This is a genomic window from Sanguibacter biliveldensis (assembly GCF_033798665.1).
Taxonomy (GTDB): domain Bacteria; phylum Actinomycetota; class Actinomycetes; order Actinomycetales; family Cellulomonadaceae; genus Sanguibacter; species Sanguibacter inulinus.
Map to the genome: position 1 here is coordinate 2924191 of NZ_CP138359.1, position 25763 is coordinate 2949953.

The following is a 25763-nucleotide window of genomic DNA, read 5'->3' on the forward strand; positions in this document are numbered from 1 at the left end:
GCCACAAAACTCCTTCATAGTGCCATGACCGAGAGGCTTCTGGCTCACAAAAAGCTGGGGTGGAGGCGGTGAGCCCCCACCCCAGCCGGTGTGGTGGTCAGGCGCCCGTGGCGCCTGACCACCGGGACCTCACCGAGGTCAGGTCCCTGTGGTGCTGCGGTCTCAGGACGCGCGGACCCACTGCTCGGCGTTCCACGCGACGGTGTTCTGCGTCGCCGTGCGGCGGACGTTCGAGAGCGTCGAGTCGAAGGCGCTCACACCGGGGTGCGCGAAGACCGGGATGCCGTACAGGTTGTCCCAGAGCAGCTTCTCGATGGTCTGGATCTGCGTGAACTGCTCGTCCTCGTCGAGGGTGGTCGCGAGGGTCTCCCAGGCTGCGTCGACCTCGGCGTTGGAGAACCCGCCGTAGTTCTGCGCACCTGTCGAGGAGTAGATGTTCTGACCCGAGACGATCTGGCCCGATCCGGCCCAGGCGAAGAGGGCGACCTCGTAGTCACCGCGCTCGAGCGTGCCGCCCGGTGCGAAGAAGTCCTCGTTGCCCGCGTCGGTCACGTTGAAGCCGGCCTCGTCGCAGCTGGACTTGATGAGGGCGACCTGCTCGGTGCGACGCTGGTTCGGAGCGGAGTAGCCGATGCGGACGTCGATCGGTCCGGTCACGCCGGCCTCTTCGATCTTGGCCTTGGCACCGTCGATGTCGACCTCGTCGTAACGACCGTCGTAGGAGGTCTCGAGGAGCTCGGAGTAGCGCTCCTGGAAGGGGAAGACCTCGCGGGCGTTCATGACGACAGCCTCGGGGTCGACAGGCTTGACCAGGTTGTCGACGATCTGCTGGCGCGGCACGCACATGGCGAAGGCCTCACGGAGCGCGAGGTTGTCGGCGAAGACACCGTTGTTGAAGTTGAAGTCCAGGTGCTCCCACGTGAGGGACTGCCCGGTCTCGAGGGTGACGGAGTCGCCGATGCCCTCGAGCTGGGCGACGGTGTCGACCGTGGCCTGCGGCTCGATGACGTTGAGGTCACCGTTCTGCAGGGCCTGCACCATGGCCTCGGGGGCCACGAAGCGGTAGACGAGCGTCTTGGTCGCGGGCGGGGTGCCCCAGTAGTTCTCGTTGGCCTCGAGGGTGATCGACTCGCCCGCGGTCCAGGAGGACAGCTTGTACGGGCCGGAGGACGGACGGATCGCCTCGTCGGGCAGCTCGCCCGGCGTCGGGGAGAGCCATCCGGTGTTCCAGAACTCGGCCACGGGGCGGAGCGTCTCGACGTCCTTGGCCTTGATGGCCTCGACGAGCTGCTCCACCGTGAGGCCACCCTGCTCGGCGGCGATGTGCGCGGGGAAGGCACTGGTCACCTGGAGCTGGTAGTCGGGGTACGGGCTCTCGTAGTCGTAGGTGAAGGTCTTGCCGCCGATCTCACCCTGCGGGCCCTCGAGCACGCGGCCGCCGAACTCGAGGCCGGAGACGCTGTTGAACAGCGGGACGGGGTTGCCCTCGTCGTCGACGCCGTCCGTCATGGACTGGGCGGCCCAGTCGAGGAGGTAGTCCTCGTACGCGATCGGCGTGCCGTCAGACCAGACCGCCGCGTCGTTGAGGGTGTACTCGACCGACATCGGGTCTTCGGACGTCAGCTTGAACGTGCCGTAGTCCTCGTCCTGGTAGATGGCGCCGTCGGTGCCGAAGTACATGAAACTGCCGAAGATGCGGTCGTTGACCACAGAGTTGTAGGTCGAGTACGTCTCCGGCGTGTTGCCGTTGTACCCGAGCCACTCCTCACCACCGAGGCTGTAGGAGATCGAGTCGTCAGCCGTGACGACCTCGCCGAGGTCTTCCTTGCCGGTGCTGGTCGGCTCGGCAGAGCCACCGGTGCTCGACGACGACGCGCTGGGGGCGTCGTCAGAGTCGTCGGACGACGTGCAGCCGGCGAGCACGAGAGCGCCCGTGGCCAGCATCGCGACCGTGGCGTGAGTGCGCCTGATCTTCAATGTTCCTCCTCGAAGGATGCGAGATACCCGTGGGCCTGCGACACGTCTCACCCCTGCCGGGACGACCGGGGGGATGCGGCTGGTCTGGGGATCGTGTGTACGAGAAAGTTACCTACGTGATGTCGACCACTCGAACGAATCTCACCCATAAAGGCTGATCGTTACCGAGTTGATACTGCTCGGTAACATTGGTCATCTGCCGTTCACAATGTGGACCATGGGCGCCGCGCACGTTGGTATCGCAACGTTTTCAGAGATGCTGAACCGGGACCCAAGCACCACTACAACGTTCGCGGGCCTGCTGGGATACCTTTTTAAGATGACAAGCATCTTGAAATAGTGTCAACCGCTCGAAGCGATACGATCTGCTCATTGCTCACCCGCCGACGATGCCGCTCCTCGCGTCCCGGTCTGCAGGGTCGTCCCACGTCCCCCACACAGTCGTCACGAGCGGTCCCACGCCCCGCGCCGGGCGACGACTAGTCTCGAGAGGTGCCGGGACGTCTCGATCGACGAGGTCGCCCCGACCTCGGACCGACAGGAGCACGACGACAGATGAGCGCCGACGCGCACGAGGCCGATCGCCTCTCCCCAGGGTTCCCCCCGCCGACGGTCGGCAGCGGCCCCCTCGCCGAGCCGGTCGCGCAGTCCTTCGCACGGCTCTCGCCGGACCAGCGCGGCGCTCTCGTCGCGGCGCGCGACGAGCTGACGCGCTTCGTCATGGCGTACCAGTTCGGCCTCGAGGAGATGCTCACCAAGGTGAACATCCTCAAGGACGAGTTCAGCTACGTGCACGACTACAACCCGATCGAGCACGTGAGCTCTCGGTTGAAGTCCCCCGAGGGCATCCTCGCCAAGGCGGTCCGCAAGGGCTGCCCGCTGCGAGTCGACGCGATCCGCGAGCAGATCTTCGACATCGCCGGGATCCGGATCACGTGCAGCTTCATCGCCGACACGTACACGATCCGGGACATGCTCATGTCGCAGGAGGACGTGACGGTCGTCGAGGTCAAGGACTACATCGCCCACCCGAAGGAGAACGGTTACAAGAGCCTGCACCTGATCGTCCAGGTGCCGGTGTTCCTGTCGGACCGGGTCGAGCACGTCAAGGTCGAGATCCAGATCCGCACCATCGCGATGGACTTCTGGGCGAGCCTCGAGCACAAGATCTACTACAAGTACGACGGCGACGTGCCGCAGACCCTGCTCGACGAGCTGCGCGACGCGGCGACCGTAGCGAACCGGCTCGACGTGAAGATGGAACGCCTGCACCAGGAGGTCAGCCGCCTCCCGCACGCGAGCGCCGCCGAGACGTCAGAACCGTCCAGCGCGCTCGAGGCTGTTCCCGCTGAGCTGCTCCAGACGCTGTTCCAGCAGATCGGGCGCGAGACGGGGACGTAGCCCGCTGGACTCGTCATGGTGACGGGCTGCCGGGCGGTCCGCTGGGCTCAGCCCGAGGACGGGTCCGCTGGCTGAGTCCGGAGCAACCCGGACGCCCCGGCCTCCGGCTCGAGCAGAGCGCCCGCACGCCGTCGGTGCTCGCGGAGGGTCGTCGGGGCCATCTTGTCGAGGAGGGCGACGACCATCGTCGCGCGGTGGTTGGCCTCGAAGACCGGGCGTTGGTCCTCGACGAAGGCCCAGTAGAGCCCGTCCCAGTCCGCCCGCCACTCCCCCGGCGGCAGGTCGGACATCTTCCGCAGATAGCTGCTGCCCGAGACGTAGGGCTTGGTGGTGATCGCCGTCCCGGCCGCGAACTGGCTCATCGCGTAGACGTTGGGGACCATCACCCAGTCATAGGCGTCGATGAACATCTCCATGAACCACAGGTAGACCTCGTCAGGGTCGACCCGCAGGAGCGACATCGCGTTGCCCAGCACCATGAGCCGCTCGATGTGGTGGGCGTAACCCGTCGCGAGGACCCTGGAGATCACCAGGTCGACGGGTTCCAGGCCCGTCGTGGCGTCCCACCAGCCGTCGCCGAGGGCGTGGGTGTGGCCGAGGTAGTTGGACGTCCGCATGCGGCGGCCGTAGACGCGGTACGTCGCCCGCATGTACTCGCGCCACCCGATGACCTGCCGGACGAATCCTTCGACCGAGGCGAGCGGCGTGCTCTCGTCGGCACCGTCGAGCACCGCCTGCAGGACGTCGCGAGGGTCGAGCAGACCGATGTTGAGCGCGGCGGTCAGCAGGCTGTGCGCGATGAAGGGGTGCTCGGTCGAGATCGCGTCTTCGTAGGGGCCGAAGTCGTGCAGACGCTCACGGACGAACTCGTCCAGGTGCTCGCGGGCCTCGTCGGCGCTCGTGGGCCAGGCGAAGAGCTGTGGGTCGCCCGGGGCGTCGGGGAACTCTGCCGCCACCCAGGCGATGGCCTCGTCGACCTCCTGGGGTCGCGCCGCCCGGTCGGGCCGACTGCCGTCGGCGTGGGCACGGCCGTCGCGGTGGTCGCCGTCGTAGCCGCCAGCCGTGTCGTCGGCTGGGTCGTCGAAAAGCGACTCGAGGTCGAAGGTGCCTTCGTCGCGCAGCACGGGATGGCGTGCGAAGCGGCCGACCACGTGGGGCACGTAGTCGCGCGGGAGCTTCTTGCGGTTGTCGGCGTCGTAGGACCATCGCCCGCCGACGGGCTGGTCGCCGTCGAGCAGGACGTCGAGCCTGCGACGCTGCCACACGTAGAAGTCCTGCATGCGCGGGGCGTTCCCCGCGAACCACGCGTCGACCTGGGCGCGGTCGGTGAGGAAGCTCGGGGTCTCGAGCACGTCGTCGGCGTGGAGCGTGTACCCGCCGTCCGCGAGCGCGGAGCGGAGGTCACGTTCCATCCAGTCGTCGACCACGTCGAAGAAGGTCACCTGCACCGGGGACAGGCCACGCACGAGGGCGCAGAGCTGGTCGTGGGAGCTGCGACCGGCGTCGCTGCGCAGCGTGCGGACCTCGTGCCCGCGCGCCCGCAGGCGTGCCGCGAAGCGCTCCGTCGACGCGCGGTGCAGCACCAGCTTGTGGGAGTGGAACCTGTACTGCCTGAAGAGCAGGTCGTGCTCGACCACCACGAAGAGCGTGCCGAGACCGGCGTCGAGGTGCTCGTCGAAGAGCTGGTGCGGCAGGACGAGACGCAGGTGCGGCAGTGGCGCCCGGTTCAGGGGTGGCGTCTGCGCCAGGTGCGGCGCCGGGTTCGGGTGCGGTGTCGGGGGTGGCACCGCGGTCATGGACGCAGTCGGCTCGCGAGCGCGTGGCCGGCGCGGTCGCCCGAGAGCAGCGCCCCTTGGATCGACCCTGTGGCCTGGTGGTCGCCGGCGACCAGCACGCGGTCTCCCGTCCAGCGTGGGCGTCGGTCCCGGAGCGGCGGCGGCTGCGCGGGCAGCGTGTGCTCGACGACGTGGTGGACCAGCACCTCCCATCCGCTGGTCGACGTCCCGTAGATCCGCGCGAGGTCGCGGAGGACGTCGACCTCGCTCGCGCGGCCGTCGTGTCGGTCGAGCAGCGTGGTCGCCTGGACCAGGTGCTCGCCGTGCGGCGCGTACGACGGGGCTGCCTCGGAGACCACGGCGGTGTTCCACACCGGGCCTGCCGGTCCCCCGCCGGGACGCGAGGCGTCGAGGACGATGAAAGGGCTGGCCCGCGGGACCTCGGGCGTGCGGAACCACCAGGTGGTCAGCCCGTGCGTGACGGGGGCTGGGAGGTCGACCAGAGAGGCGACGTCCTGCGGACCGACCGCGACGACCGCTGCGCGGGCGCGGAGCGTCCCCTGATCTGTCGACACGACGACCCCGTCCGAGGTCTCTCGCAGCTCGCGGGCCGGGGTGCCGAGCCGGACCGGCTCTGCCAGCCAGGCGGCCATCTGCTCGGGCATCGCCTGCATGCCCTCGCGCGGGAGACCTGGGGCAGCGAGGGCGAAGGAGCGCATGAGCAGCCTGACGAAGCCTGCGGACTTGCTGCCGGTGCTGTCGGCGAGGACCCCAGCGAGGAAGGTGTCGAGGACGTCGCGGCGCAGGCGGCCGGTGAGACCGACCTGGTCGAAGGACTCCCCGAGCGGCAGGTCCGGTGTCGAGCGGAACGCAGCCCTGGCGTGCAGGAGGGTGGGTCCGAGCCACCGGGCGAGCGCGACGAGGTCCGAGACCGGCGTGAGATCGCTGAGCACGGTCCCGAGGGCGTGCTGCGGGTGCCGGAGCGGGTGGGCGAGGGTCGTCCTGGTCTCACCGGTGCGCACCACGACGCCGACACCGAAAGTCTGGAGCGCGAGGGACGGGACGTCGATCCAGTCCCGCACGGCCGGGTAGGAGGGGTTGAGCACCTGGAAGCCACGGTCGCAGAGGAACCCGTCGACCGTGTCGGTACGGACCCTGCCGCCGACGGCGTCACCGGCCTCGAGGACCGTCACCCGCAGACCGAGCCGCTCCAGGCGTCGGGCGCTCTGGAGACCTGCGAGACCTGCGCCGACGACGACGACATCCGTGTCCATGGGGTTCCCTCCTGATGAGGGGCAAGTCTCGCCCGGGCCTGTCGGCAGGGCAACCGGGACGCATGCCGTGACCGGGGTCGGGAGCCGGGCGAGAGGGCGACGGCACAGGACGACGACGACTGGGTGTCCGGGTGTCCGGGTCTCCAGGTCTCCAGGTCTCCAGGTCTCCAGGTCTCCAGGTCTCCAGGTCTCCAGGTCTCCAGGTCTCCAGGTCTCCAGGTCTCCAGGTCTCCAGGTCTCCAGGTCTCCAGGTCTCCAGGTCTCCAGGTCTCCAGGTCTCCAGGTCTCCAGGTCTCCAGGTGGAGTCTCAGGCCTTCCCGTGGTGCACGGTGGCCTCGGCGATCCCCGCCTGCTTCGCCTCGGCGAGCATGCGGGCCAGCCGGCGACGTCGACCGCGGACTGCTGACCGCAGCGCGAGCACCACCGCGAGCGCGCCGAGCACCACGAGGAGCTGGGGCACGGGGAGTGCCCAGGTGGTGAAGGTCTGGACGACAGGGGCGATGGCTTCTGCGCCTGCAGCGGCCTCGGTGTCTGCTGCAGGGTGCAACGCGACCGTCGTCCGCAGCGGACCTAGGGGCCAGACCCTCTCGGTGGTGACGACGACGGGCGTCTGCGCGCCTGGCGACAGGTCGGGTGTCTGCGTGGCGCCGCTCAGAGCGCGTCCCGACCACGGGGCGATACTCGAGCTGACCTCGCTGCGCAGCCTGACGTTGCCGGTGTTGGCCACGGTCGACGAGACCGTCACCGAACCCGGGGCGAAGGGGTTCCACGACTGCACGTAGCGCGCCTCGAGGTCGTCGAGCGCGAGCGCCGGGGCGAGGTCGCCAGCGACCCTGACGTCCACCCGGACACCGACACGGTGCTCGGTCGAGACGAGGCCGTCGGCGCTCGTGACCACGCTGGCCGCGACACCCGCCGAGTAGTCCCCCGGGGTCGCGTCGGCGGGGACCTGGAGCAGGACGGGGACGACAGCACTGGCGCCGGCCTCGAGCTCGAGGGTGCTCACCACGTCGACCCACGCACCGGCCTCGACCGGGGCGTGGGACCTGGGCCGCATGTCGAAGCGGCCCGAGGCTGTGAGGTAGCCGTCGTTGGCGGTGATGTCGAAGGTCACCGCGTGCTCGCTGAGGTTGCGCACCAGGACGTGCTCCTGGACGGACCCGCCCGGGGGCACGGCGACGTCGATGGTCCGGCGCCCGTCAGGTCCCTCGGCACTGGCCGGCGAGACAGACCAGGAGACCTGCGAGGCGGGGTCCGGGGCCGACGCCCCCGCAGCAGGCACCGGACCGAGAGCGACCGTCAGGACGATCAGGGTGAGCGCTGCGAGCAGCCGGGCGACGGTAGTGCGCAAGCCGGGGGATGCGGTCACGGGACCTCCTTCGGGAGCAGTGGGCGGGGTGCCGTCGGCAGCCCCGCCCACGGTCGGTCAGCCTTCGAAGAGCGAGAGGGTCAGCGTCGCGCTGTAGGAGCCCGGGGGCGCCTCGACGACGGGGACCCTCAGGGCGAGGTCGGCCGAGGCCTCCCACGACGCCCCGAACTCGCGGGCGTCGGAGGAGTCGAAGGTCGACACCAGGAGGTCGTAGCCGCCGACCACACCCGTGCCGTCGTCGGCCTCGGAGGCCACCGGGACCCCCTCGACGACCGACCCGTCGTCGTCCGGCGGGGTGCTCACCAGGCGTGGCGCCCACCCGAGGTACGTCCCGGAGATCACCGAGCCGGAGTCGACGGCCTCGAAGTCGGAGGTGTCCCCCACGACAGCCCAGGCGACACCCTCGTCGCTCGTGGTGCGGGTGTCGGTCACGGTGACTGTCGGCAGGACACCTGTGAACTGCCGGACGTCGCTGTCCGAGCCCGACTCGGACAGCGCGACGGGACTGGTGTCGACGGTCATCGCCAGGGCGCCCTGGTCGGTGACCTCGACCAGCAGCGGCACGCCGCCCTCGTCGACGGGTCCGGGGGCGGGGTCAGGGGCGGCGACGGCTGTCGACGCCAGGAGGAGGGATGCTGAGCCGAGCGCTGCGATCGCGCCGGCGCGAGAGAGACGAGACATGGGTCTGCTTCCTGTCGGAGGTTTCGGTCGAGAGAGTGCAGGGGGCGGAGGAAGGCGCCCGTGGCGCCACAGGGCGTCCGGGCAGCCTCCCTCGACAGGGCTGGGTCGCGCTGGGCCCGGCCGGCGGCACCGGCCGGGCCCAGCGGTCCTAGCAGGTGATCGCGTCGTAGGGCACGGACTCCTCAGACGTGATCTCGTGACCGTCGACGACGGCCGTGGCCGTCACGGTCGCCGTCCCGGCCGGGAGCGACGGGCCTCGGACGGCGAAGGAGGTGTAGGCCCGCCTGCCGACCTCGAGGGACGCGAACTCCCGAGTCCCCGAGGGGGTGGCCAGGGTCACCACGCCGAAGGGCACGACGTCGGCGTTGGTCGCCGACACCGCGACGACCGCAGAGGCTCCGAGGCACCTCGGGACCGCCTCGACGGCGATCTCGAGCTCACGCTCGGCGACGGCGGTGCCCGTCACCGTGAGCCCACGCATCCGGCCGACGTTGTCGAAGGAGCCGAAGCCCACACGACCCGAGGTGAAGGTCGTGTCGGTCGCCGTGAGCAACGGCTTCTCGAGACCGTCGAGGTAGACGGCCATCTCGCCGGTGTCGGCGCAGTGCACCACCCGGACCGCGTGGAACTCGTCGTCGGTCACCGCCGGGGGTGCACCGACCGCGCCGTCCCACTGGTCGTCGATGCGCTCGCGGTCCTTGCCGTCGACCTTGAAGATCCCGTTGTGCGGGTAGATCGTGTTGTCCTGCGACAGGTGCGCGTAGTAGTACTGCGCGTCCGAGGTGTAGCCGAAGACCACGATCACGTCCCGGTTGTTGACGGAGACGGGCTCGTCGAGCCTGACCTCCGCCTGGATGTCGACCGACCCGAGGACGGGGCCCTCGGTGAGGACCGCGTACTCGAAGGGTCGGCGGATGCCGTCGTCAGGATTGGTCCCCGCCTCGGCGAGGATGATCTCGTCTCCGGGGAGCTGCCACTTCGAGGGTGTCCGCGGCGTCCAGCTCTCGGCTCCCATCACGTCGGTCAGGACCACCCCGGCCGGGGTGCACGACGGCGGCGGCACCGTGACGACGGGTTCTGCTGCGTACCTGTCGAACTGCGCCGCGACCTGGTCGGCCGACACCGCGGAGTCGAGGAACATCAGGTCGTCCATCCGGCAGTCGCAGGGGTTGGACTCCCGGGTGTTCTGCGGGAAGCTGCCGCCGATCTTGATGCCGCGCGGGTCGGACTCCGAGGCGCTCCCCGGGCCCCACGGGTTGGTCGCCGAGGTGTAGGTCCCCTCGAGCGGCTCGCCGTTCATGTACAGGGCCATCGACCCGTTGACGAAGTCGAAGGTCGCCGTGAGGTGCACCCACTCGCCCTGCTCGAGGATCTCGTCCCAGGGCAGGTTCGCCGCGTACGTCCACGAGGCGCCGGTGTCGACCCGGCGGGCCAGACCGACGACCTTCGGCTCGCCGTTCACGTTGATGACCTCGAGCAGCGTGCGGACCGCGTGCCCGTCAGAGGTCCCGGTGAGGATGCCCGCCAGACCGATCGCGTTGTAGCGGTCGGCCGGGTCGGCGGTGTTCGAGTTGAGTGCGGGCATCTCGCCCGTGGGCTTGAACCAGCCCATGATCGTGGTCTCGTCAGCCCCGGCGAAGGGCCTCAGCGTGTCGACACCCTCAGGGTCGTAGACCCCGGCCTTCCAGTCGTCGTTCGACGCAGCCGTCGCGCTCAGCTGCTGCGTCTGGAGTGCGCGGCCTGCGCCCGGGTAGGCGCGGTCGGTCACCCGCATCTCCCGACCACCGTTGACCAGGTCGATCGTCGTGCCGGAGAAGCCCTGGTCGAGCTCCTTCGTCAGGTCGCCCTCGACAGGGTGGTCGAAGGTGTAGTGGGCCACCAGGCTCGGGGCGAGCTCGGGCAGCACGGAGGGCTGGACCGGCACCGGGTCGCCCGTGCGGGCTCCCGTGACGGTCCAGACCCGGCCGTCGGCCTTGGAGACGAGATAGAGCTCGCCGTCGGCGTCGGACCCGAAGCGCAGGTCGACCCGGGTGTCGCCGACGAGGTCGGCGAAGGTCGTCTCGACACCGTCGACGAAGACCTTGAGCTGAGAGATCTCGGCGAGACCGGCGGGGTCGCCGTCACCCCGGACCATCTCGTCCTCCTCGGTCGACAGCACCCAGCCGCGGACCAGGTCGGTGAAGAGGTACTTGCCCTGGAGCTCGGGGATCGCACCGCGGTAGACAAACCCACCGTTGAGGGCGACACCCGCGTCCCCGGTCTGGCCGGGATCACGGTTGTGGTCGTACGCGGCCACCGGGTAGGTGAAGTCGAACTGCTCGGCGTCGTCGGCCGGGAGCGGGAAGATCTGACGGTTCTCGGCCACGAAGGGCCCCTCACGGTCCGACCAGCCGAAGTTGTCGCCCGCCTCGACGGCGTAGACCGACTCGACCTGCCACTCGCCGATGTGCCCGAGGTACATCGTGTGCTCGCCGCCGGTGTCCCAGCTGATCCTGTGCGGGTCACGCATACCGACGGCGTAGATCTCGCCGAGAGCGCCGGCGGTCCCCACGAAGGGGTTGTCCGCAGGGATCCCGTACTGCCCGTTGGCGCTGTCGTCGCCGAGAGGGTCGATGCGCAAGATCGTGCCCTGGGGTGTCGCGAGGTCCTGCGGGTTGCCGTTGCCGACCCCGTTGCCGCCGTCACCGACGAGGACGTAGAGCTTCCCGTAGTCGGCGTCACCGGGGGCGACAGTCGGGTTGAAGGCCAGCTGCTGGATCGTGTGCACGCGGCCGTTGAAGGGCACCCGCATCACCTCGCGGCTGGTGCCTGCGAAGGTCGTCGCCGACGGGTCGTCGGCCGTCCACTCGGTGAGCACGCTGTGGAAGTTGGTCGCCCCGAACCCTGGGAAGTCCGGCGTGTCCTGGGTGAGCGCGGCTCCTGCCTCGGTGTGGACCGTGTAGAAGATGCCGTTGGTGGCGTAGTCCGGGTGGTGCTCGACAAAACCGAGCCCTGTGCCCAGGCCTGCGTGGTTGTGGAAGGTGTCGAGGAACTGCGCGCGGACGTCGAGATAGGGCACGTACTCCCCCGTCTCCTTGTCGACCATGTACAGCACGGCGTTCATGTCCGGCACGGCGAGCCGGCCCGAGCCGTCGGGCACCTCGTCGAGGTGCGTGATCCGGTTGTGCCGGATCAGCCGCGGGTCGCTCGCTGCCGGGGTGGTCGAGGAGGCCGGCAGCTGCACGAGCTCTTCGACCTCGATCCCCAGCTCGGAGGGCGTCGGGTCGGGCAGAGGGTTGAGGAGCGGCTCGGCCGGCACCTCGCCGACCTCGCAGTCCGCAGGGTTGCCGCTCGGGACGGCAAGGTTCGCACCGGCGGTGTCGACCGCGACGTCGTCGAGGTACTGCGTCCCGGGGTTCGGTGTCCCGTTGACCCAGTAGAACCTGTCGAGGGAACCGGTCACGGCCTGCCGGAACCCGAACTGGGTCTCCGAGCCTGCCGGCAGACGGGTCTGCTCGGCGTAGGGACCGCCCTGGCTGTACACGGCGACGGTGTCGGTCGCGTTGTCCGCCACGATCCACACGCACTGCCAGACGTCGGGCGACCACGCACCCGCGGTGGCGAAGGCCCCGCCGTCACGGACACGCAGCACGTCGTCGTTCTGGTGGTTGACGTAGGCGCGGCTGTGGCTGGTGGTGCTCGGTGCGTCGACGTCGGTGAGCCCGAAGGAGGTGTCGACCTTGCCGCTGCGGAGCATGCGGAAGAACAGCGTGCCGGTCTCGCCGTCAGCGATCGCCGGGACCTCGCGGAAGGCCCGGATGCTGGGGCCGCTCTGGGTGAGCACGAAGTTGTTGCCGTTGAGCGGGTCGGGCACGACGGCCGTCGCCGGGCTGGCGGTCCAGCCGTCCTGCCCGTCGAGCGCCCCGGGGGTGTACTGCTCGAAGTCCAGGTGCTCGGTGAATCCTGCGGAGGTCGTCGGTGGCGGTGGGCCACCGGGGTCGTCGGGGGCCGGTGCGGCACCGGCCGGGGCTGCCAGGGGCAGAGCCCCGAGGACCGCTGAGAGAAGGATGGCGACGGCCGCTCTGCGGCGCGCCGATCGGGTGCGTGCTGACGTCATTGTCTGGCTCCTCGTCATTGGGAAGCGCTTTCAGGCATGCTCACCCTGGCACGCGCCCAGGCACGTGGCAATGGTCTGAGCACAATTAGGGGAAACGCTTTCCGTGCGTGCTACGAGCGTCACTGCCCGGACGAGCCGACAGCCCTCACGGCGCTACGAGGCGTCCGTGCACGTCAGAGCACCCGTCTGCCCACGGGTCGCGAGCCCGGCTCGGTCAGGCAGGCGGCGCCGTCGAGGCACGGACGACCAGCTCGAAACCGACCTCGACCACCTGCGCCGCACCTCGCTCGGCCCGCAGCGCGAGCCCTGCGGCCCGCCGGCCCATGCTCGCCATGGGCAGCCGGACCGTCGTCAGCGCGGGTGCGAGGTCCTGCGCCACCTGTACGTCGTCGACCCCCGTCACCGACACGGCCTGCGGCACCGCGACGCCGCGCTCGCGCAGGACCGACAGAGCCCCGATCGCCATGGTGTCGTTGAGCGCGATGATCGCCGTGAGGTCGTTGCGTGCCTCGAGCAGCCGGGCCGTCGCCGCCCGTCCGCCGTCACGGGTGAAGGCCGCGTGCTCCCAGGCCACGTCGTCGATCCGCGCGGCCGCCGCGACCTCCGCGATCCCCCGGCTGCGGTCCTGGACCGTGGTCATCCGCTCCGGGCCGGCCACGACACCGATGCGCCGGTGCCCGAGCGCCACGAGGTGCTCGGCGACAGCGCGCCCCGCACCGACATTGTCGGGCAGCACCGCGTGGCAGTCGAGGTCGCGGTGGCCGATCGCGACGAGCCGTCCCCCCGACGCCGCGTAGGCCTCGAGCTCGGCGTTGAGCATGGTGTTCATGGCCGCGTCCCTGTAGCCGGACCCGGCGATGACGATCGCACCGACCCGCTGCCCCCGCAGCAGCCGGGCACCGGCCAGGTCGCTCGCAGGCGTGCGGTCCTGGTGGCTGACCTGCACGCTCCACCCCTGCTCGGCCGCCCCGGCGATCACACCGCCGGCGATCTCGGCGAAGTACGGGTCGTCGATCTCGTAGACCATCAGGCCCAGGACAGCCGTCAGACCTCCGGCGAGCGACCGGGCGTGCGGGTTCACGGTGTACGCGAGCGCGTCGGCCGCCTCCAGCACGCGCCGACCGAGCTCAGGGGTGACGGCCCGCGCCCCTGACAGGGCCCGTGAGGCCGTCGCGATCGACACCCCCGCGAGCCGTGCGACGTCGGAGAGCCGGGGCTCGCCGGGGACGTGCTGCGCTCTGACCGACATCGATGGCCCCCTTGCCATGTCCGGGACTTTGTACCCTCGCCCGGGTCTTGCGCTGATGTTATCCGGGAGCATAGTGTGCGGTAACCGCTTTCCACCGGATGTTCGACGACGAGCCTCCGCAGGTGCGGTGATCCCCATTGGATGACCTTCTTACGACGAAGTAGGAGAAACACCCGTGGCACACATGACCAGCCGCCCACGCGGCACCAGCGCACGAGGCCGCGCCCTCATCGCGGCCGCGAGCGCCACAGCGCTCCTCACCGTCGTCGCCTGCGGAGGCTCGAGCGGCGGGTCCGACGGCGGGGGCGACGACCCCATCGTCATCGGCATCTCCCTCCCGCTCACCGGCGACTTCTCCGAGCCGGGCAAGGGCGTCCAGCGCGGCTACGAGGCCTGGGCCCAGATCGTCAACGAAGACGGCGGGCTCCTCGGCCGGCAGGTCGAGCTGAAGATCCTCGACGACCAGTCCAACGCCGACCGCGTCGTCGCCGACTACGAGGTCCTCATCGCCCAGGACGAGGTCGACCTCGTCTTCGGTCCGTTCTCGACCCGCCTCGTGGTCCCCTCGGCACGTATCGCGCAGGAGTACGGGATGCTCTTCGTCGAGCCGGCCGGGGCCGCGGCCGAGGTGTTCGAGCAGGGCTTCGACAACCTCTTCTACGCCGCCCCCGCGATCGCGGACGACCACTACAACAACCTCGCGGACTACATCCTCGCGCTGCCCGAGGCCGAGCGGCCCGAGACCGTGGCCGTCGCGGCCATGGACGACCCCTTCGCGCAGGGGACCGCCTACGGACTGCGCGACAAGCTGGCCGAGGGCGGGCTCGAGGTCCTCGTCGACGAGGTCTACCCGCCCAACACGACAGACTTCTCGCCGATCGCCGCCAAGATCGCCGACTCGGGGGCTGACGTGGTCATCGGCGGCACCCAGTACCAGGACGCCGTGAACCTCATCGTGGCCCTGCAGCAGCTCGGCTACCAGCCCGAGCTCGCCGCCTTCTCGACAGCCCCGACGAACCCGGAGTTCTCCGCGGCGATCGGCGCGAAGACCGAGGGCATCCTCTCCCCGACCGGATACACGCCTGACGCTGCATGGCCCTCCAACGCCGACTTCGTCGAGCGCTACACCGAGATCCAGGGCAACCCGCCCGGTGAGGACGAGGCCAACGCCTACACCACGGGCCAGGTCGTGGCCGCTGCCGTCGAGGCCGTCGGCTGCGCCGAGCAGGGCGACTGCCAGCAGCAGCTCGTCGACTGGCTGCACGAGAACGAGGTCGACACCGTCGTCGGGCCGCTCACCTGGGACGCGACGGGCAAGCCGCAGGGCGCGCACCTGATCCAGCAGTACGTCGACGGCGAGATCACGATCGTCCTGCCCGAGGACACCGCCGAGGCCGCGCCCATCTTCCCCAAGCCCGAGTGGTGACGGCTCCGTGACCGGTTCCCTCCTCGTCCAGAGCCTCATCCTCGGCGTGCTGCTCGGAGGGCTCTACGCCCTCCTCGCGGCCGGCCTGACGCTGTACTTCGGTGTCATGCGCGTCGTCATGATCGCCCACTCGGCCTTCCTCATCCTGGCTGCCTACCTCGCGTGGTACGCCAACTCACGGCTCGGCATCGACCCCCTGCTGACGCTCGTGGTCACGGTCCCGCTGTTCTTCGGGGTCGGCGTGGTCATGCAGCGTCTGCTCATCCGGAGACTGCGGCCCGCAACGCTCACCATGATGTCGGTCCTGCTGACCTTCGCCATCGCGCTGTTCATCGAAGGCCTCATCGGCTTCGTGTGGGGCGGCACCCAGCGCCGCACCCAGCTGCCCTACTCCTCGTCGAGCCTCGAGATCTTCGGGGCCCGCATCGCCGTGGTCAAGCTCATCGCCTTCGGGCTCGCGGCGCTCTCGCTGCTCGCCCTGTACCTGCTGATGAAGCACACGCGGTTCGGGCAGGCGCTGCGCGCCACGATCCAGCACCCCGAGGCCGCCCAGCTGGTCGGCATCAAGACCGACCGTGTCGCCGGCCTCGGCTTCGGGCTCGGTCTGGCGACGGCGGCCCTCGGTGGGACCGCGCTCTCGCTCGACGCCACCATCTACCCGTCGCTGCACTGGCACTGGATCGGACCGCTGATGGCGATCATCGTCGTCGGAGGTCTCGGCTCGATCCCCGGCGCCGCCATCGCCGCCCTCGTCCTGGGAGTGGGCCAGAGCCTGCTGCAGGTCCCGCTCGGGACCACGTGGGCGCAGACCATCTTTTACGTCGCCCTGTTCGTGACGCTCATGGTGCGTCCGCAGGGGTTCTTCGGAGGTCGCCTTGCCCAACGCTTCTAGCACCCTGGCCGCACCGTCCCGCGAGACCACGACCCGACCGCCCACCTCGCGCCGCACCCGCCGCATCGCCGCGGCGCTCGCGCTCGTGGTCGGTGCGCTCGTGGTCGCGCTCTTCCCGTCCATGGCCCCGAACGCCTACATCCTCTCGGCCGGCGTCGTCGTCCTGTCCTACGCCTGCACAGCCACCTCGTGGAACTTCATGGGCGGCTTCACCGGCTACATCTCCCTCGGGCACGCCGCCTACTTCGGTCTCGGCGCCTACGGCACCGGCATCATCATCCGGGAGCTCGAGCTGCCGTCCTTCGTCGCGTGGGCGCTGGCCGGGGTGGTCGTCGCGATCATCACCGTGCCGATCGGCATCGCGGCGCTGCGCGTGCGCGGGGCGTCCTTCGTCATCGTCTCGATCTCCTTCGTGCTCATCCTGCTGCTCGTGTTCCAGGGCTGGGGGTCCTTCACCGGCGGGTCCAACGGCCTCGTCGTCCCCCGCCCCTTCCCAGACCTCATGCGTCCCGAGCACCACCGCGTGTTCTTCTACCTCTTCGCGGCGCTCCTCGCCGTGATGCTCGTGCTGTGGTGGGCGATCGACCGCTCACGCTTCGGCATCGGCCTCAAGGCGATCCGCGAGGACGAGGACAAGGCCGAGGCCCTGGGCATCCCCACCCGCAACTACAAGCTCGTCGCCTACGTCGTCTCGGCCACGCTCACAGGCCTGGCCGGCGGCATGTACGCGCTGTGGTTCGGCGACCTCGACCCGATCTTCCAGTTCTCGATCCTGCTCGGGTCGTACATGGTCCTCATGGCGCTCCTGGGCGGCATCCGCAACCTCTTCGGGCCCCTCGTCGGGGCCGTGATCGTCGGGGTCGCGCTCGAGGTGTTCAAGCTCGAGTTCGGCGACACGCAGTTCCACCTCGTCGCGACGGGCCTGCTGCTCGGGCTGGTCGTGCTGTTCATGCCCGACGGGATCATCCCCGCGGTCCAGGCCGGGCTGCGGCGCCTCGGCCCGCAGTCGTCCTCGATCCGCGAGATGACCGCGAGCGAGCTCGCCGAGCGCAACGCCGCCGCAGGCATCAACGGCGACTCGGTGTTCTCCGGCGGGCCGGCCGCCCGCGAGCAGTCCCCCGACCCCGCCGTCGCCCGGCACGCCGGCGGACCCACCCCCGCCCCCGAGGAGGAGCGATGAGCGAGACGACAGGGACCAACCTCAGCACCCGAGGCCTGACCAAGGTCTTCGGCGGCGTGCGCGCGGTCGACGGCGCCGACGTCACCTTCCACGACGGGAAGATCAACGCGCTCATCGGGCCCAACGGCTCCGGCAAGACGACGTTCTTCAACTGCGTCACCGGGATGATCAAACCCGACTCCGGCACCGTCACCTTCCGCGGGCGCACCATCACCGGGCGGTCGCCGCACGTGATCGCGCACGCGGGGATCGGGCGCAGCTTCCAGCTGTGCCGGATCTTCCCCCGCATGACGGTCCTGGACAACGTGCTCGTCGCCGTCCGTCGCACACGCATCCGCGATCTGCTCGCCCCCGCCCGCACCGACGAAGAGGTGGCCAAGGCACGCCAGCTCCTCGTCCGGGTAGGGATCGACCACCTCGAGGACAGCGAGGCACGCGACCTGTCCTACGGGCAGCAGAAGCTCCTCGAGCTCGCCGGGGTGCTCATGGGCGACCCCGACACGATCATGCTCGACGAGCCCGCAGGCGGCGTGAACCCGTCGCTCATCGGCCGGATCGGGTCGCTCGTCAAAGAGCTCAACGCGGAGGGCACCACCTTCCTCATCGTCGAGCACAACATGGACCTCGTGATGAGCCTGTCCCACCACGTCGTCGTCTTCGACCGCGGCAGGCCGATCGCCGAGGGCACACCCGACATCGTCCAGTCCGACCCCCGAGTCCTGGAGGCCTACCTTGGCGTCTGACCTCACACCCCAGACACCGTCGAGCCCGGGCGGCGACCTGCTCGTCCTCGACGACATCCAGGCCGGCTACGGCCGGGCGGCCATGGTGCTGCGCGGGCTCACCATCCGCGTGCCGGCCTCGACCGTCGTGTGCCTCGTCGGGCCCAACGGCGCCGGCAAGTCCACCGTGCTCAAGGTCGCGAGCGGGCTGCTCAAGCCCGCCTCGGGCCGGATCGTGGTGGACGGCACCGACGTCACCGGCCAGGGACCGCAGGAGATGCTGACCTCAGGCCTGGCCCACGTGCTCCAGGGGCACAGCGTCTTCCGCGAGATGACTGTCGCCGAGAACGTGCTGCTCGGCGCGTACACGATGCGCGACAGCGCGCAGATCAAGGAACGGGTCGAGTTCGTGCAGAACCTCTTCCCGATCGTCGGGGAGCGCTGGAAGCAGCTGGCCGGTCTGCTCTCGGGCGGCCAGCAGAAGCAGGTCGAGTTCGCCCGGTCGCTCATGGTCAGCCCGAAGGTGGTCCTGCTCGACGAGCCGTCGATGGGCCTCGACCCGAAGACGACCACCAAGGTGTTCGAGCAGATCGTGCGGATGCGCGACGCCGGCGTGGCGGTGCTGCTCGTCGAGCAGAACGCCCGCCGGGCGCTCGAGACCGCAGACATCGGCTGCGTGCTCGACCTCGGCCGGGTACACATCACCGGGCCCGCGCGCGAGCTGCTCGCCGACCCACAGCTGTCCGACCTGTACCTGGGCGGGCGGCCCGGGGAGAAGAAGAGCGCCGTGTAGAGCTGGGGTGATCGACGAGGGGGACCGTGCCGACGGCACGGTCCCCCTCGTCGTCTCGGGGCCCTGCACAGTCAGTCGGTCGAGCCCGACTCCGAGTAGTCCCTGCGCAAGACCGTGGCGCGGTCAAGGAACGCGGCGTCGGAGGTGATGAGGGCGAGCGTCTCCACCTGGCGCACGACCCCCCGGTGATAGCTCCCGGGCTGCCACTCCTGGTCCTTGCAGTACTGACCCGCGCAGTAGTACGAGACGTCGCCGGGAGCGCGGTAGGCGCCGAAGGCCTGGAGCACCGTCGTGGCCGCACCGTCGAAGAGCTCGACCGCTGCCTCGTCCGACGTGAGGCGCGCATAGTCGTAGAGACCGAAGGTCGCGTAGATGTGCCCGTTGACCACCTGGACGGGTTCGACCGACCCGACGTACTCCTCGAACCACAGGCACCCGGCCTCGTCGACGTGAGCGAACCACGGGGCTGAGTCGTCGTCGGTCGGACGCTCGACGCCGAAGGTGCGGAAGGTCTGCTCGGCCGCCCCCACCCACACCGGGTCTCCGGTCTGGGCTGCCAGCCGGGTGAAGAGGGAGAGCCCCTGGCCCTGAGCCATCCCCGAGTACCAGGGGGCCTCGAGCGTCATCGCCTCGTCCCCGTGCATCGAGTACTCGAAGGGGTAGGCGAACCACAGCGCGCCGTCCTCCGACACCGTCGCGCCCTCGAGGAGACGGGTCGCGGTCGCGGTCGCACGACGTAGGTACTCGGGATCGCGGGTGAGCTCGTAGGAGCCGAGGGTGGCCAGCCCGTACTGCGCGAGTGCGACCGGGTGGTAGTCAGGGCCGCGTCCGTGGGTCGCCTCGCTCACCAGCGCCCCGTCCGCGTCGACGACGGGGTCGTCGAGGTCGACGAGGGTCCGCTCGGTGACCGCGTAGTAGTCCCGGGTGACGGGGCCCGGTCGTAGGCCGCTCACCCCGTAGCCGGCCACCGTCCCGGCGGCACCGGCGGCCGGTGCGAGACCAGGGCCGTCGAGGCACGAGACCTCCACGGGTACCGCGGGCTCGGCGGTGCACGAGGCCAGGGACGTGACCACGAGCCCGAGCACGACGGCCGCGCTGCCGAGCCTGACGGCACGAGCCGCCCGGCTCGCTGGTGACTGCGCGAGATCGCTCGCCGGTCTGCGGTGTCGCTCGGTCGATGGTCGGACGGGTCGTCGACGACGGTTCACTGGTGCCCCCCGGCTTGTGCACACCCGAGGAGTCGAGCGGCAGGAGTCGCCCCTGTGCGCATCCTCGCGAGCAGGCGGGCGCGGTGCCCTGACCTGGGTGTATGCCCGCGACGCTAGCAAGGAGGAACGCCGAGGCCATCCACCCGTGGGCCTACGGGGACGTCCCGCGGACGGTCGCTCCTCCCCCTGCAGGTGGAGTGCCACGGGCATCACGGCACCAGGCTCGGCGAGTCGGTGGTGGTCGAGCAGCGTCCTCGTGGCGCGCAGGCCAGGTGCCGCGCTGCTGGTCAGGTCATCCAGCGCCCACGGATCACGAGAGTGCTCGAGGAGCGCTCATGCAGACCTCACCGGATCGGTGACCGAGAGCCCCAGGTGCACAGCGACGGTCTTCATCGTCGAGTCGTGGGTCGCGACCGTCACCGGCTCGCCGACGAGGAGCGCGGTCGCCAGGTGCAGAGCGTCAAGAGTCTTGATGTGCCGTTCGATCGACTCGGCGACGGAATGTGTCTCTCGGGTGATGTCGAGCATGCCGACACGGTCGAGCAGCGGCGCCGCGTCGGAGAGCGGGCGGCCGTCGCGCCGCAAGACCCGCACCACCTCGGTCCGGAGGAGGCGTGAGGAGACGTAGGTCGTCCCGGGAGCCTGCATCCACTCCTGGAGGTTCGACCGCTCGGGGACGTCCAGGATGGTACGGAGGGCCACCGAGGAGTCGAGGTAGACGATGTGCGGCGCCACGGGTCAGTGGTCCCCGCGCATCTCGTCGAGCATGACATCGACCTGGGCGTCCGTGTACGCCGGGCCACCTGGGCTCTCGGGCCAGGGTGCGGGCGAGGCGGCGGGCGGGGTGTACCGCCCCTCACGCTCTAGCCGGACCAGAGGCGTGTCCTGCTCCCGGACGGGGCTGACACGCCACCGTGGCGTCCCCCGCTCGGTCACCACGACGTCCTCGGTCGAGGTGACCCGGTCGAGGACGGCCGCCGTGTGCTGGTTGAGCTCGCGCTTGGTCACGGTCTGCATGGGTCGATTGTACTACTCATGTCTGACATTCATCCGACGGACTGTCGACCGACATGCTGCATCGCAGCGGAGCGCCGTGGCACCGTCGCCGCGCACGACCTCGTCCGGGATCGGCTCACCCGGGGAGGAGGCGATGCCGCTCTCTCAGGGGATCTGGTGCCACGTACTCGTGCTGGAGGTCCACGACCCGCGCGATGTGCTCGAAGTCGTGATCCGCTGCCAGCACCGTCGCGTCGTTGACCATGGCGTAGCCCGCGATCATGATGTCGACCGCACCAGCGGCTCGGACCAGGCCCGCATCCCAGAGCGCGCTCTGGATCTCGAGGACCAGCGACTCGTCCGGAGCGCGCTCGAGCGGGAACCCCAGAGAGATCTGGTCACGGGACGCACGGTGCTCGACCGGGGTGCGCGCGCTGTGACAGAACTCGAGGACCTGCGGGGCGCACGTGACGAACAGGTCTGCCGGAGCCCTCTCGATGCGGCGCAGGCGATCGGTGATCCCTCGGTCTCCGCTGGCCAGCCGGGCCCACACCGAGTTGTCGACGAGGTAGTCGGTCACGTCCGTCAGGCCTCGGCGGGAGGCACCACGGGGGCACCGAGACCCGACTCGAGGCCGGCCAGCCCGGCGATGCCGTCGACCATGGCCCCCTTCTGCTTGGAGGCGATGAGTCGCCGCAGAGCCAGATCGAGAACTGCACGGTTGGACCGTTCCCCTGTCAGTGCGCGCGCTCGCTCGATGAGCTGCGGGTCCAGGTCGACGCTGGTGACTGCCACGGTGGTCTCCTCGGTTGGACTATATGATCGACTATATACTGCGGGTCGAGGGTTCGCCTCCAGCATGCGTCCACGACACCGGGGACAGCGAGAGATGTCGGCATGGTTAGGCTGGCCAGATGGCGACAGTCCTCCTCGTGCGGCACGGCCGCACCACAGCGAACGCGTCCGGGGTGCTGGCCGGCAGGGCCGTCGGCGTCGCGCTCGACCAGATCGGCCGCGACCAGGCGGCTCTCACCGGGGACCGGCTCGCGGCCGTCCCCCTGGTCCAGGTGGTGTCGAGCCCTCTCGAGCGCTGCCAGCAGACCGCGCAGCACATCCTCGACCGGCAGACGGGCTCGCCCGGTCTCACGCTCGAGGCTGACCTCACCGAGTGCGACTACGGGCAGTGGCAGGGCCGCACGCTGGCCGAGCTCGCGACCGAGGCACTCTGGTCGACCGTGCAGTCGCAACCCTCCGCGGTCGTCTTCCCCGGTGGGGAGTCGATGGCCGGGATGCAGGCCCGGGCTGTCGCAGCGGTCCGCCGCCACGACGCAGCCGTCGAGGCGGAGCATGGCCCCGGGGCGGTGTGGGCCGCCGTCAGCCACGGCGACATCATCAAGTCGATCCTCGCGGACGCCCTCGGCACGCACCTCGACCTGTTCCAGCGCATCGACGTCGGTCCCGCCTCGGTGTCGATCGTCCGCTACGGCGCGAGCAGGCCGACGGTCCATGCGACCAACACCGACGCAGGCGACCTCTCGTGGTTGTCGCAGGGCATCGGGTCGGGTGATGCACCGGTGGGTGGTGGAGCCGGGCACACGGCGCCGTCCGGCACCGGCGTTTAGAGTACTTGCATGCCTACACGCGTCCACGACTTCGACTGGCCTGACCGGATCGTCGTCGGCACCATCGGTCGTCCCGGGGAGCGCACGTTCTACCTCCAGGTCCGTTCCGGGACCCGGACGGTGAGCATCGCCCTCGAGAAGCAGCAGTCAGCCCTGCTCGCGGAGAAGATCGACGAGATCCTCGACCAGCTCCTCACGGTCGAGGGCAACCCCTTCAGCGTCCCGACAGGCACACCCCCCGAGCTCGTCGACAACGACCCTCTCGACACCGTCGAGGAGGACTTCCGCGCCGGCACCATGAGCCTGGGCTGGGACCCGACCACCGCGCAGGTGGTCATCGAGGCCTACCCCCTCGTCGAGGACGACGCAGACGACATCGACGACGTCGCCCCGGTGTCCGACCCCGACGACGTCGACTCCGAGATGCTGCTCGTGCGCATCCCCGTCGGGACCGCGCGCGCCTTCGCCAAGCGCACCCGCGAGGTCGTGGGCGCGGGGCGCCCGGCGTGCCCGCTCTGCGGGTACCCCGTCGACCCCGACGGGCACACCTGCACCCTCCCCGAGGTCTGATGCCTGCAGAAGACCTGGTGACCGGCGAGCTCACGGTCACCGGCCGCATCAGGACGGCCTCCAACGCCACGTTCTTGGGTTCCGTCGGCGACGTGGTCGTCGTCTACAAGCCGGTCGCGGGCGAGAGCCCGCTGTGGGACTTCCCCGACGGCACCCTGGCTCAGCGCGAGGTGGCCGCCTACAGGGTCTCGGAGGCGCTCGGCTGGAGCGTCGTCCCGCAGACCTGGTTGCGCGACGGTCCCTTCGGCGAGGGGATGGTCCAGCTCTGGAAGGAGCCGGACCCCGAGCACAGCGCCGTCGACCTCGTCCCGAGCGACGAGGTGCCCGCGGAGGGCTGGAAGCCGGTCCTCCAGGGAGAGGGCGCGGACGGCCGGCTCGTCACCCTCGTCCACGAAGACACCCCGGCTCTGCGCCGCATGGCCGTGCTCGACCTGCTCGTCAACAACGCCGACCGCAAGGGCAACCACGTCCTGGCGATGACCGACGGCCACAGGTACGGCGTGGACCACGGGCTCACCTTCCACAGCGAGCACAAGCTGCGCACGGTGCTGTGGGGATGGGTCGACGACACGCTGACCGCTGACGAGCTCGACGGCGTCGAGCGGGTCCTCGCAGGTCTGGACGGCGACCTGGGCGCAGAGCTGGCCGAGCTGCTCAGTGCCGACGAGATCGCCTCGCTCGCGGCTCGCTGCTCTGAGGTTCGCTCCACGGGGCTGTTCCCGGGCCCCTCCGGTCAGATGCCTGCGGTTCCCTGGCCGCTGTTCTGACAGAGCTGCCGTCGACGTCGACCGCTCGGCGCAGAGGTCGTGTGCTCTCCCGACGCCCTCGATACGCTGGTCAGATGACTCGCTCCCCCAGTCGTCGCCCGTCCCGGTCATCACTCACTGCTCTCTCGGTCGCCACCGTGCTCGGACTCTCTGCCTGTGCGACGACGGACACGACCCCGCCGCAGGAGGAGACGTCGGGCGACGGCCAGACGCTGGCTGAGCTCACCCAGACCCTCGACGGCATCGAAGGCCTGACGTTCTCTCGTGTCGACGGCTCAGAGCGCAACATCAAGGGCAACAGCGGGTTCACCGTCGACGTGACCCTCGACGCCGGCTACCAGCTCGACGACCCCGAGGCCCTCGTCACCTACCTCGTCGAAGCCGCGTGGTCGGTCGAGGACAGGACCATGCCGAGCACGACGGTCGAGATCGGCTACCAGGGCATCGTCGGCGACGGGATCGACCTGGGCGAGGCTGCGAAGCAGTCCGGGTGGGTCTCGAGCGAGGCGCGGACCGGTGACGTCTCCCCCGACGGGTTCTCCAGGGTGTCGGTCCCCGTCGCTGACTATGCGGTCGACAACGGCGTGCCGGAGACCGTCGACAGGCTCGGCGAGTGGCCTGGCGAGCCACCTGCCGTCCCCGACGGGCTCACCTCGCCGCGCGAGGAGTGAGCCAGCGGCTCAGGGGTTGATGTTGCAGGCCCAGTCCTGGGCGTCACGCAGCTGCATCCTGGCGGAGGCACTCTCGACGCCCGCTGCGGTCATCTGGTCGATCAGCGTGGTGCAGAGCCCGCTCTGCTCGGCGTCGGCGAATCCTGCGACCAGGACGCTCGTCCCGGAGTCGACCACGGTGAGACTGTCGGCACCGGCCCCGACGGAGCTGGTCATCGCGTCCACCAGGACCTTCTGGCGACCGTCGATCGGTCCCGCGTCGAGCCTGAGCAGCGCCTCGGACGTGGACCGGCCCTGGATCGACACCTCCCAGGTGGTGGCGTCGACCCCCGCGATGCCGGTCCCGAGGCCGGTGACCTCGTCGTAGCTCCCAGCCAGCCCCACAGCGTCCGTGGCCTCCACCGAACACCGCAGGTCGAGGATCGCCCGCTCCCCCGAGCCGTCACCGGTGTCCCGACGGCCGAGGTTCGCCGAGTGGCAGGCAGTCCCGTCGACAGCCTCGAGCATGCCGGCGAGCACCTCGATGCCGGGGTCGTAACCAGTCTGGATGCCGGAGAACCCCCCATCTGGCCGAGTCGTGCTCAGGACGATCTGCGTCTGCTCAGGTCGCCTGTCAGGGAGCTCGTCGATGCGCTTGTCGACCTCCGTGATAGCTGCCAGCTGATCAGCGGCGCTCGGTACGTCGTCCCAGAAGAGCTGGATGGTCAGCATCGTGCCCTGGCCCATGTCCACCTGGAAGGACGCGTTGTCGACGAGGCCCTCGTCGATGACTGCCCGCTCGAGCTCGCCGAGGTTCGTCGGGTCGGCGACGGCGGTCGACGTCGGTGAGGACGTCGTCGTCGGGCTGGGATCCGCCGAGCTGGCGCACGCCGTCAGGGCGAGGACGGCTGCGGCGGACAGGGCCACGGAGGTCGAGACTCGGGTGCGCACGACACGAGTCTAGGCAGAGGTCCAGGGATGCGGCCTTGCACGGCTGCCAGCCGGTCGACAGCCGACCGTGCCGTCCTGGGAGCTCTTGCACCGGCGTCTTGCGATCGGAAGGACGCAGAGGGATCAGCCGCGAGTCGGGCGGACCACGAGGGGGCCACTCGCGT

At 70.0% G+C, this 25763-nt stretch carries 23 protein-coding genes; 10 read left to right on the forward strand and 13 right to left on the reverse strand.

What is annotated here, in order from left to right:
- Positions 1 to 162: 162 nt before the first annotated feature.
- Positions 163 to 1977, reverse strand: a complete 1815-nt coding sequence (locus tag SANBI_RS12810) for an ABC transporter family substrate-binding protein (protein ID WP_319155602.1) — start codon at positions 1975 to 1977, stop codon at positions 163 to 165.
- A gap of 555 nt (positions 1978 to 2532) precedes the next feature.
- On the opposite strand from SANBI_RS12810, the gene SANBI_RS12815 reads away from it, so the two are divergent.
- The gene (locus SANBI_RS12815) at positions 2533 to 3378 is read left to right on the forward strand and encodes a GTP pyrophosphokinase (RefSeq protein WP_408669707.1); all 846 of its coding nucleotides are present in this window, start codon (positions 2533 to 2535) and stop codon (positions 3376 to 3378) included.
- A gap of 47 nt (positions 3379 to 3425) precedes the next feature.
- Here the strand turns inward: SANBI_RS12815 and SANBI_RS12820 are convergent, their stop codons facing one another.
- The 6 genes from SANBI_RS12820 to SANBI_RS12845 form a co-directional block, all read right to left on the reverse strand.
- On the reverse strand, positions 3426 to 5174 hold the full coding sequence (locus SANBI_RS12820; protein ID WP_319155604.1) for a cryptochrome/photolyase family protein: 1749 nt from the start codon (positions 5172 to 5174) through the stop codon (positions 3426 to 3428).
- Positions 5171 to 6427, reverse strand: a complete 1257-nt coding sequence (locus SANBI_RS12825) for a flavin monoamine oxidase family protein (RefSeq protein WP_319155606.1) — start codon at positions 6425 to 6427, stop codon at positions 5171 to 5173. The genes SANBI_RS12820 and SANBI_RS12825 overlap by 4 nt, the downstream gene beginning before the upstream one ends.
- A gap of 307 nt (positions 6428 to 6734) precedes the next feature.
- Positions 6735 to 7796 carry a COG1361 family protein gene (locus SANBI_RS12830; RefSeq protein WP_319155608.1) on the reverse strand — a complete coding sequence of 354 codons (1062 nt, stop codon included), beginning with the start codon at positions 7794 to 7796 and terminating at the stop codon, positions 6735 to 6737.
- 57 nt (positions 7797 to 7853) lie between these two features.
- On the reverse strand, positions 7854 to 8477 hold the full coding sequence (locus tag SANBI_RS12835; RefSeq protein ID WP_319155610.1) for a hypothetical protein: 624 nt from the start codon (positions 8475 to 8477) through the stop codon (positions 7854 to 7856).
- Positions 8478 to 8625: 148 nt separating this feature from the next.
- The gene (locus SANBI_RS12840; RefSeq protein WP_319155612.1) at positions 8626 to 12573 is read right to left on the reverse strand and encodes a PQQ-dependent sugar dehydrogenase; all 3948 of its coding nucleotides are present in this window, start codon (positions 12571 to 12573) and stop codon (positions 8626 to 8628) included.
- A gap of 214 nt (positions 12574 to 12787) precedes the next feature.
- Complete coding sequence (locus SANBI_RS12845) at positions 12788 to 13822, reverse strand: LacI family DNA-binding transcriptional regulator (RefSeq protein WP_319155614.1); 1035 nt, start codon at positions 13820 to 13822, stop codon at positions 12788 to 12790.
- Between the two features lie 184 nt (positions 13823 to 14006).
- Between SANBI_RS12845 and SANBI_RS12850 the strand changes: the two genes are divergently transcribed.
- The 5 genes from SANBI_RS12850 to SANBI_RS12870 are packed head-to-tail and all read left to right on the forward strand — an operon-like array spanning position 14007 to position 18835.
- Complete coding sequence (locus tag SANBI_RS12850) at positions 14007 to 15248, forward strand: amino acid ABC transporter substrate-binding protein (protein WP_319161313.1); 1242 nt, start codon at positions 14007 to 14009, stop codon at positions 15246 to 15248.
- Between the two features lie 7 nt (positions 15249 to 15255).
- Positions 15256 to 16140 carry a branched-chain amino acid ABC transporter permease gene (locus tag SANBI_RS12855; RefSeq protein WP_056129430.1) on the forward strand — a complete coding sequence of 295 codons (885 nt, stop codon included), beginning with the start codon at positions 15256 to 15258 and terminating at the stop codon, positions 16138 to 16140.
- A complete protein-coding gene (locus SANBI_RS12860) occupies positions 16124 to 17320 on the forward strand; it encodes a branched-chain amino acid ABC transporter permease (protein ID WP_319155617.1) in 1197 nt (398 codons plus the stop codon). The genes SANBI_RS12855 and SANBI_RS12860 overlap by 17 nt, the downstream gene beginning before the upstream one ends.
- Positions 17317 to 18063 (forward strand): ABC transporter ATP-binding protein, encoded by a 747-nt coding sequence (locus tag SANBI_RS12865; protein WP_319155619.1) that lies wholly within the window; start codon positions 17317 to 17319, stop codon positions 18061 to 18063. Before SANBI_RS12860 ends, SANBI_RS12865 begins: the two co-directional genes overlap by 4 nt.
- The gene (locus SANBI_RS12870; RefSeq protein WP_319155621.1) at positions 18053 to 18835 is read left to right on the forward strand and encodes an ABC transporter ATP-binding protein; all 783 of its coding nucleotides are present in this window, start codon (positions 18053 to 18055) and stop codon (positions 18833 to 18835) included. The genes SANBI_RS12865 and SANBI_RS12870 overlap by 11 nt, the downstream gene beginning before the upstream one ends.
- Before the next feature lie 71 nt (positions 18836 to 18906).
- Here the strand turns inward: SANBI_RS12870 and SANBI_RS12875 are convergent, their stop codons facing one another.
- From SANBI_RS12875 to SANBI_RS12895, 5 genes are all read right to left on the reverse strand, one after another.
- Entirely contained in the window at positions 18907 to 19908 is a 1002-nt protein-coding gene (locus SANBI_RS12875) for a D-glucuronyl C5-epimerase family protein (RefSeq protein WP_319155623.1), read from the reverse strand.
- A gap of 468 nt (positions 19909 to 20376) precedes the next feature.
- The gene (locus tag SANBI_RS12880) at positions 20377 to 20778 is read right to left on the reverse strand and encodes a PIN domain-containing protein (protein ID WP_319155625.1); all 402 of its coding nucleotides are present in this window, start codon (positions 20776 to 20778) and stop codon (positions 20377 to 20379) included.
- A gap of 3 nt (positions 20779 to 20781) precedes the next feature.
- The gene (locus SANBI_RS12885; RefSeq protein ID WP_319155627.1) at positions 20782 to 21060 is read right to left on the reverse strand and encodes a type II toxin-antitoxin system Phd/YefM family antitoxin; all 279 of its coding nucleotides are present in this window, start codon (positions 21058 to 21060) and stop codon (positions 20782 to 20784) included.
- A gap of 115 nt (positions 21061 to 21175) precedes the next feature.
- The gene (locus SANBI_RS12890) at positions 21176 to 21619 is read right to left on the reverse strand and encodes a PIN domain-containing protein (protein ID WP_319155629.1); all 444 of its coding nucleotides are present in this window, start codon (positions 21617 to 21619) and stop codon (positions 21176 to 21178) included.
- 5 nt (positions 21620 to 21624) lie between these two features.
- The gene (locus SANBI_RS12895) at positions 21625 to 21834 is read right to left on the reverse strand and encodes a type II toxin-antitoxin system VapB family antitoxin (protein ID WP_319155631.1); all 210 of its coding nucleotides are present in this window, start codon (positions 21832 to 21834) and stop codon (positions 21625 to 21627) included.
- A 119-nt stretch (positions 21835 to 21953) separates the two neighbouring features.
- Here SANBI_RS12895 and SANBI_RS12900 point away from each other — a divergent pair, with 119 nt between their 5' ends.
- The 4 genes from SANBI_RS12900 to SANBI_RS12915 all read left to right on the forward strand — a co-directional run bounded on the left by SANBI_RS12900 (position 21954) and on the right by SANBI_RS12915 (position 24669).
- Complete coding sequence (locus SANBI_RS12900; RefSeq protein ID WP_319155633.1) at positions 21954 to 22661, forward strand: histidine phosphatase family protein; 708 nt, start codon at positions 21954 to 21956, stop codon at positions 22659 to 22661.
- Positions 22662 to 22670: 9 nt separating this feature from the next.
- Positions 22671 to 23231, forward strand: coding sequence for a DUF3090 domain-containing protein (locus SANBI_RS12905; protein WP_319155635.1), 561 nt, complete (start codon positions 22671 to 22673; stop codon positions 23229 to 23231).
- Positions 23231 to 23998, forward strand: coding sequence for an SCO1664 family protein (locus tag SANBI_RS12910; protein ID WP_319155637.1), 768 nt, complete (start codon positions 23231 to 23233; stop codon positions 23996 to 23998). Before SANBI_RS12905 ends, SANBI_RS12910 begins: the two co-directional genes overlap by 1 nt.
- Positions 23999 to 24135: 137 nt before the next feature.
- Positions 24136 to 24669 (forward strand): hypothetical protein, encoded by a 534-nt coding sequence (locus SANBI_RS12915; protein ID WP_319155640.1) that lies wholly within the window; start codon positions 24136 to 24138, stop codon positions 24667 to 24669.
- A 9-nt stretch (positions 24670 to 24678) separates the two neighbouring features.
- Here SANBI_RS12915 and SANBI_RS12920 read toward each other — a convergent pair whose 3' ends face one another.
- A complete protein-coding gene (locus tag SANBI_RS12920) occupies positions 24679 to 25599 on the reverse strand; it encodes a hypothetical protein (protein ID WP_319155643.1) in 921 nt (306 codons plus the stop codon).
- Positions 25600 to 25763: the final 164 nt, after the last annotated feature.

Bases quoted from the DNA above. Each gene is read 5' to 3' on its own strand.
- SANBI_RS12815 (WP_408669707.1), top strand. From the start codon at position 2,533: ATGAGCGCCGACGCGCACGAGGCCGATCGCCTCTCCCCAGGGTTCCCC.
- SANBI_RS12820 (WP_319155604.1), bottom strand. From the start codon at position 5,174: ATGACCGCGGTGCCACCCCCGACACCGCACCCGAACCCGGCGCCGCAC.
- SANBI_RS12825 (WP_319155606.1), bottom strand. From the start codon at position 6,427: ATGGACACGGATGTCGTCGTCGTCGGCGCAGGTCTCGCAGGTCTCCAG.
- SANBI_RS12835 (WP_319155610.1), bottom strand. From the start codon at position 8,477: ATGTCTCGTCTCTCTCGCGCCGGCGCGATCGCAGCGCTCGGCTCAGCA.
- SANBI_RS12840 (WP_319155612.1), bottom strand. From the start codon at position 12,573: ATGACGTCAGCACGCACCCGATCGGCGCGCCGCAGAGCGGCCGTCGCC.
- SANBI_RS12845 (WP_319155614.1), bottom strand. From the start codon at position 13,822: ATGTCGGTCAGAGCGCAGCACGTCCCCGGCGAGCCCCGGCTCTCCGAC.
- SANBI_RS12850 (WP_319161313.1), top strand. From the start codon at position 14,007: ATGACCAGCCGCCCACGCGGCACCAGCGCACGAGGCCGCGCCCTCATC.
- SANBI_RS12865 (WP_319155619.1), top strand. From the start codon at position 17,317: ATGAGCGAGACGACAGGGACCAACCTCAGCACCCGAGGCCTGACCAAG.
- SANBI_RS12885 (WP_319155627.1), bottom strand. From the start codon at position 21,060: ATGCAGACCGTGACCAAGCGCGAGCTCAACCAGCACACGGCGGCCGTC.
- SANBI_RS12900 (WP_319155633.1), top strand. From the start codon at position 21,954: ATGGCGACAGTCCTCCTCGTGCGGCACGGCCGCACCACAGCGAACGCG.
- SANBI_RS12905 (WP_319155635.1), top strand. From the start codon at position 22,671: ATGCCTACACGCGTCCACGACTTCGACTGGCCTGACCGGATCGTCGTC.
- SANBI_RS12910 (WP_319155637.1), top strand. From the start codon at position 23,231: ATGCCTGCAGAAGACCTGGTGACCGGCGAGCTCACGGTCACCGGCCGC.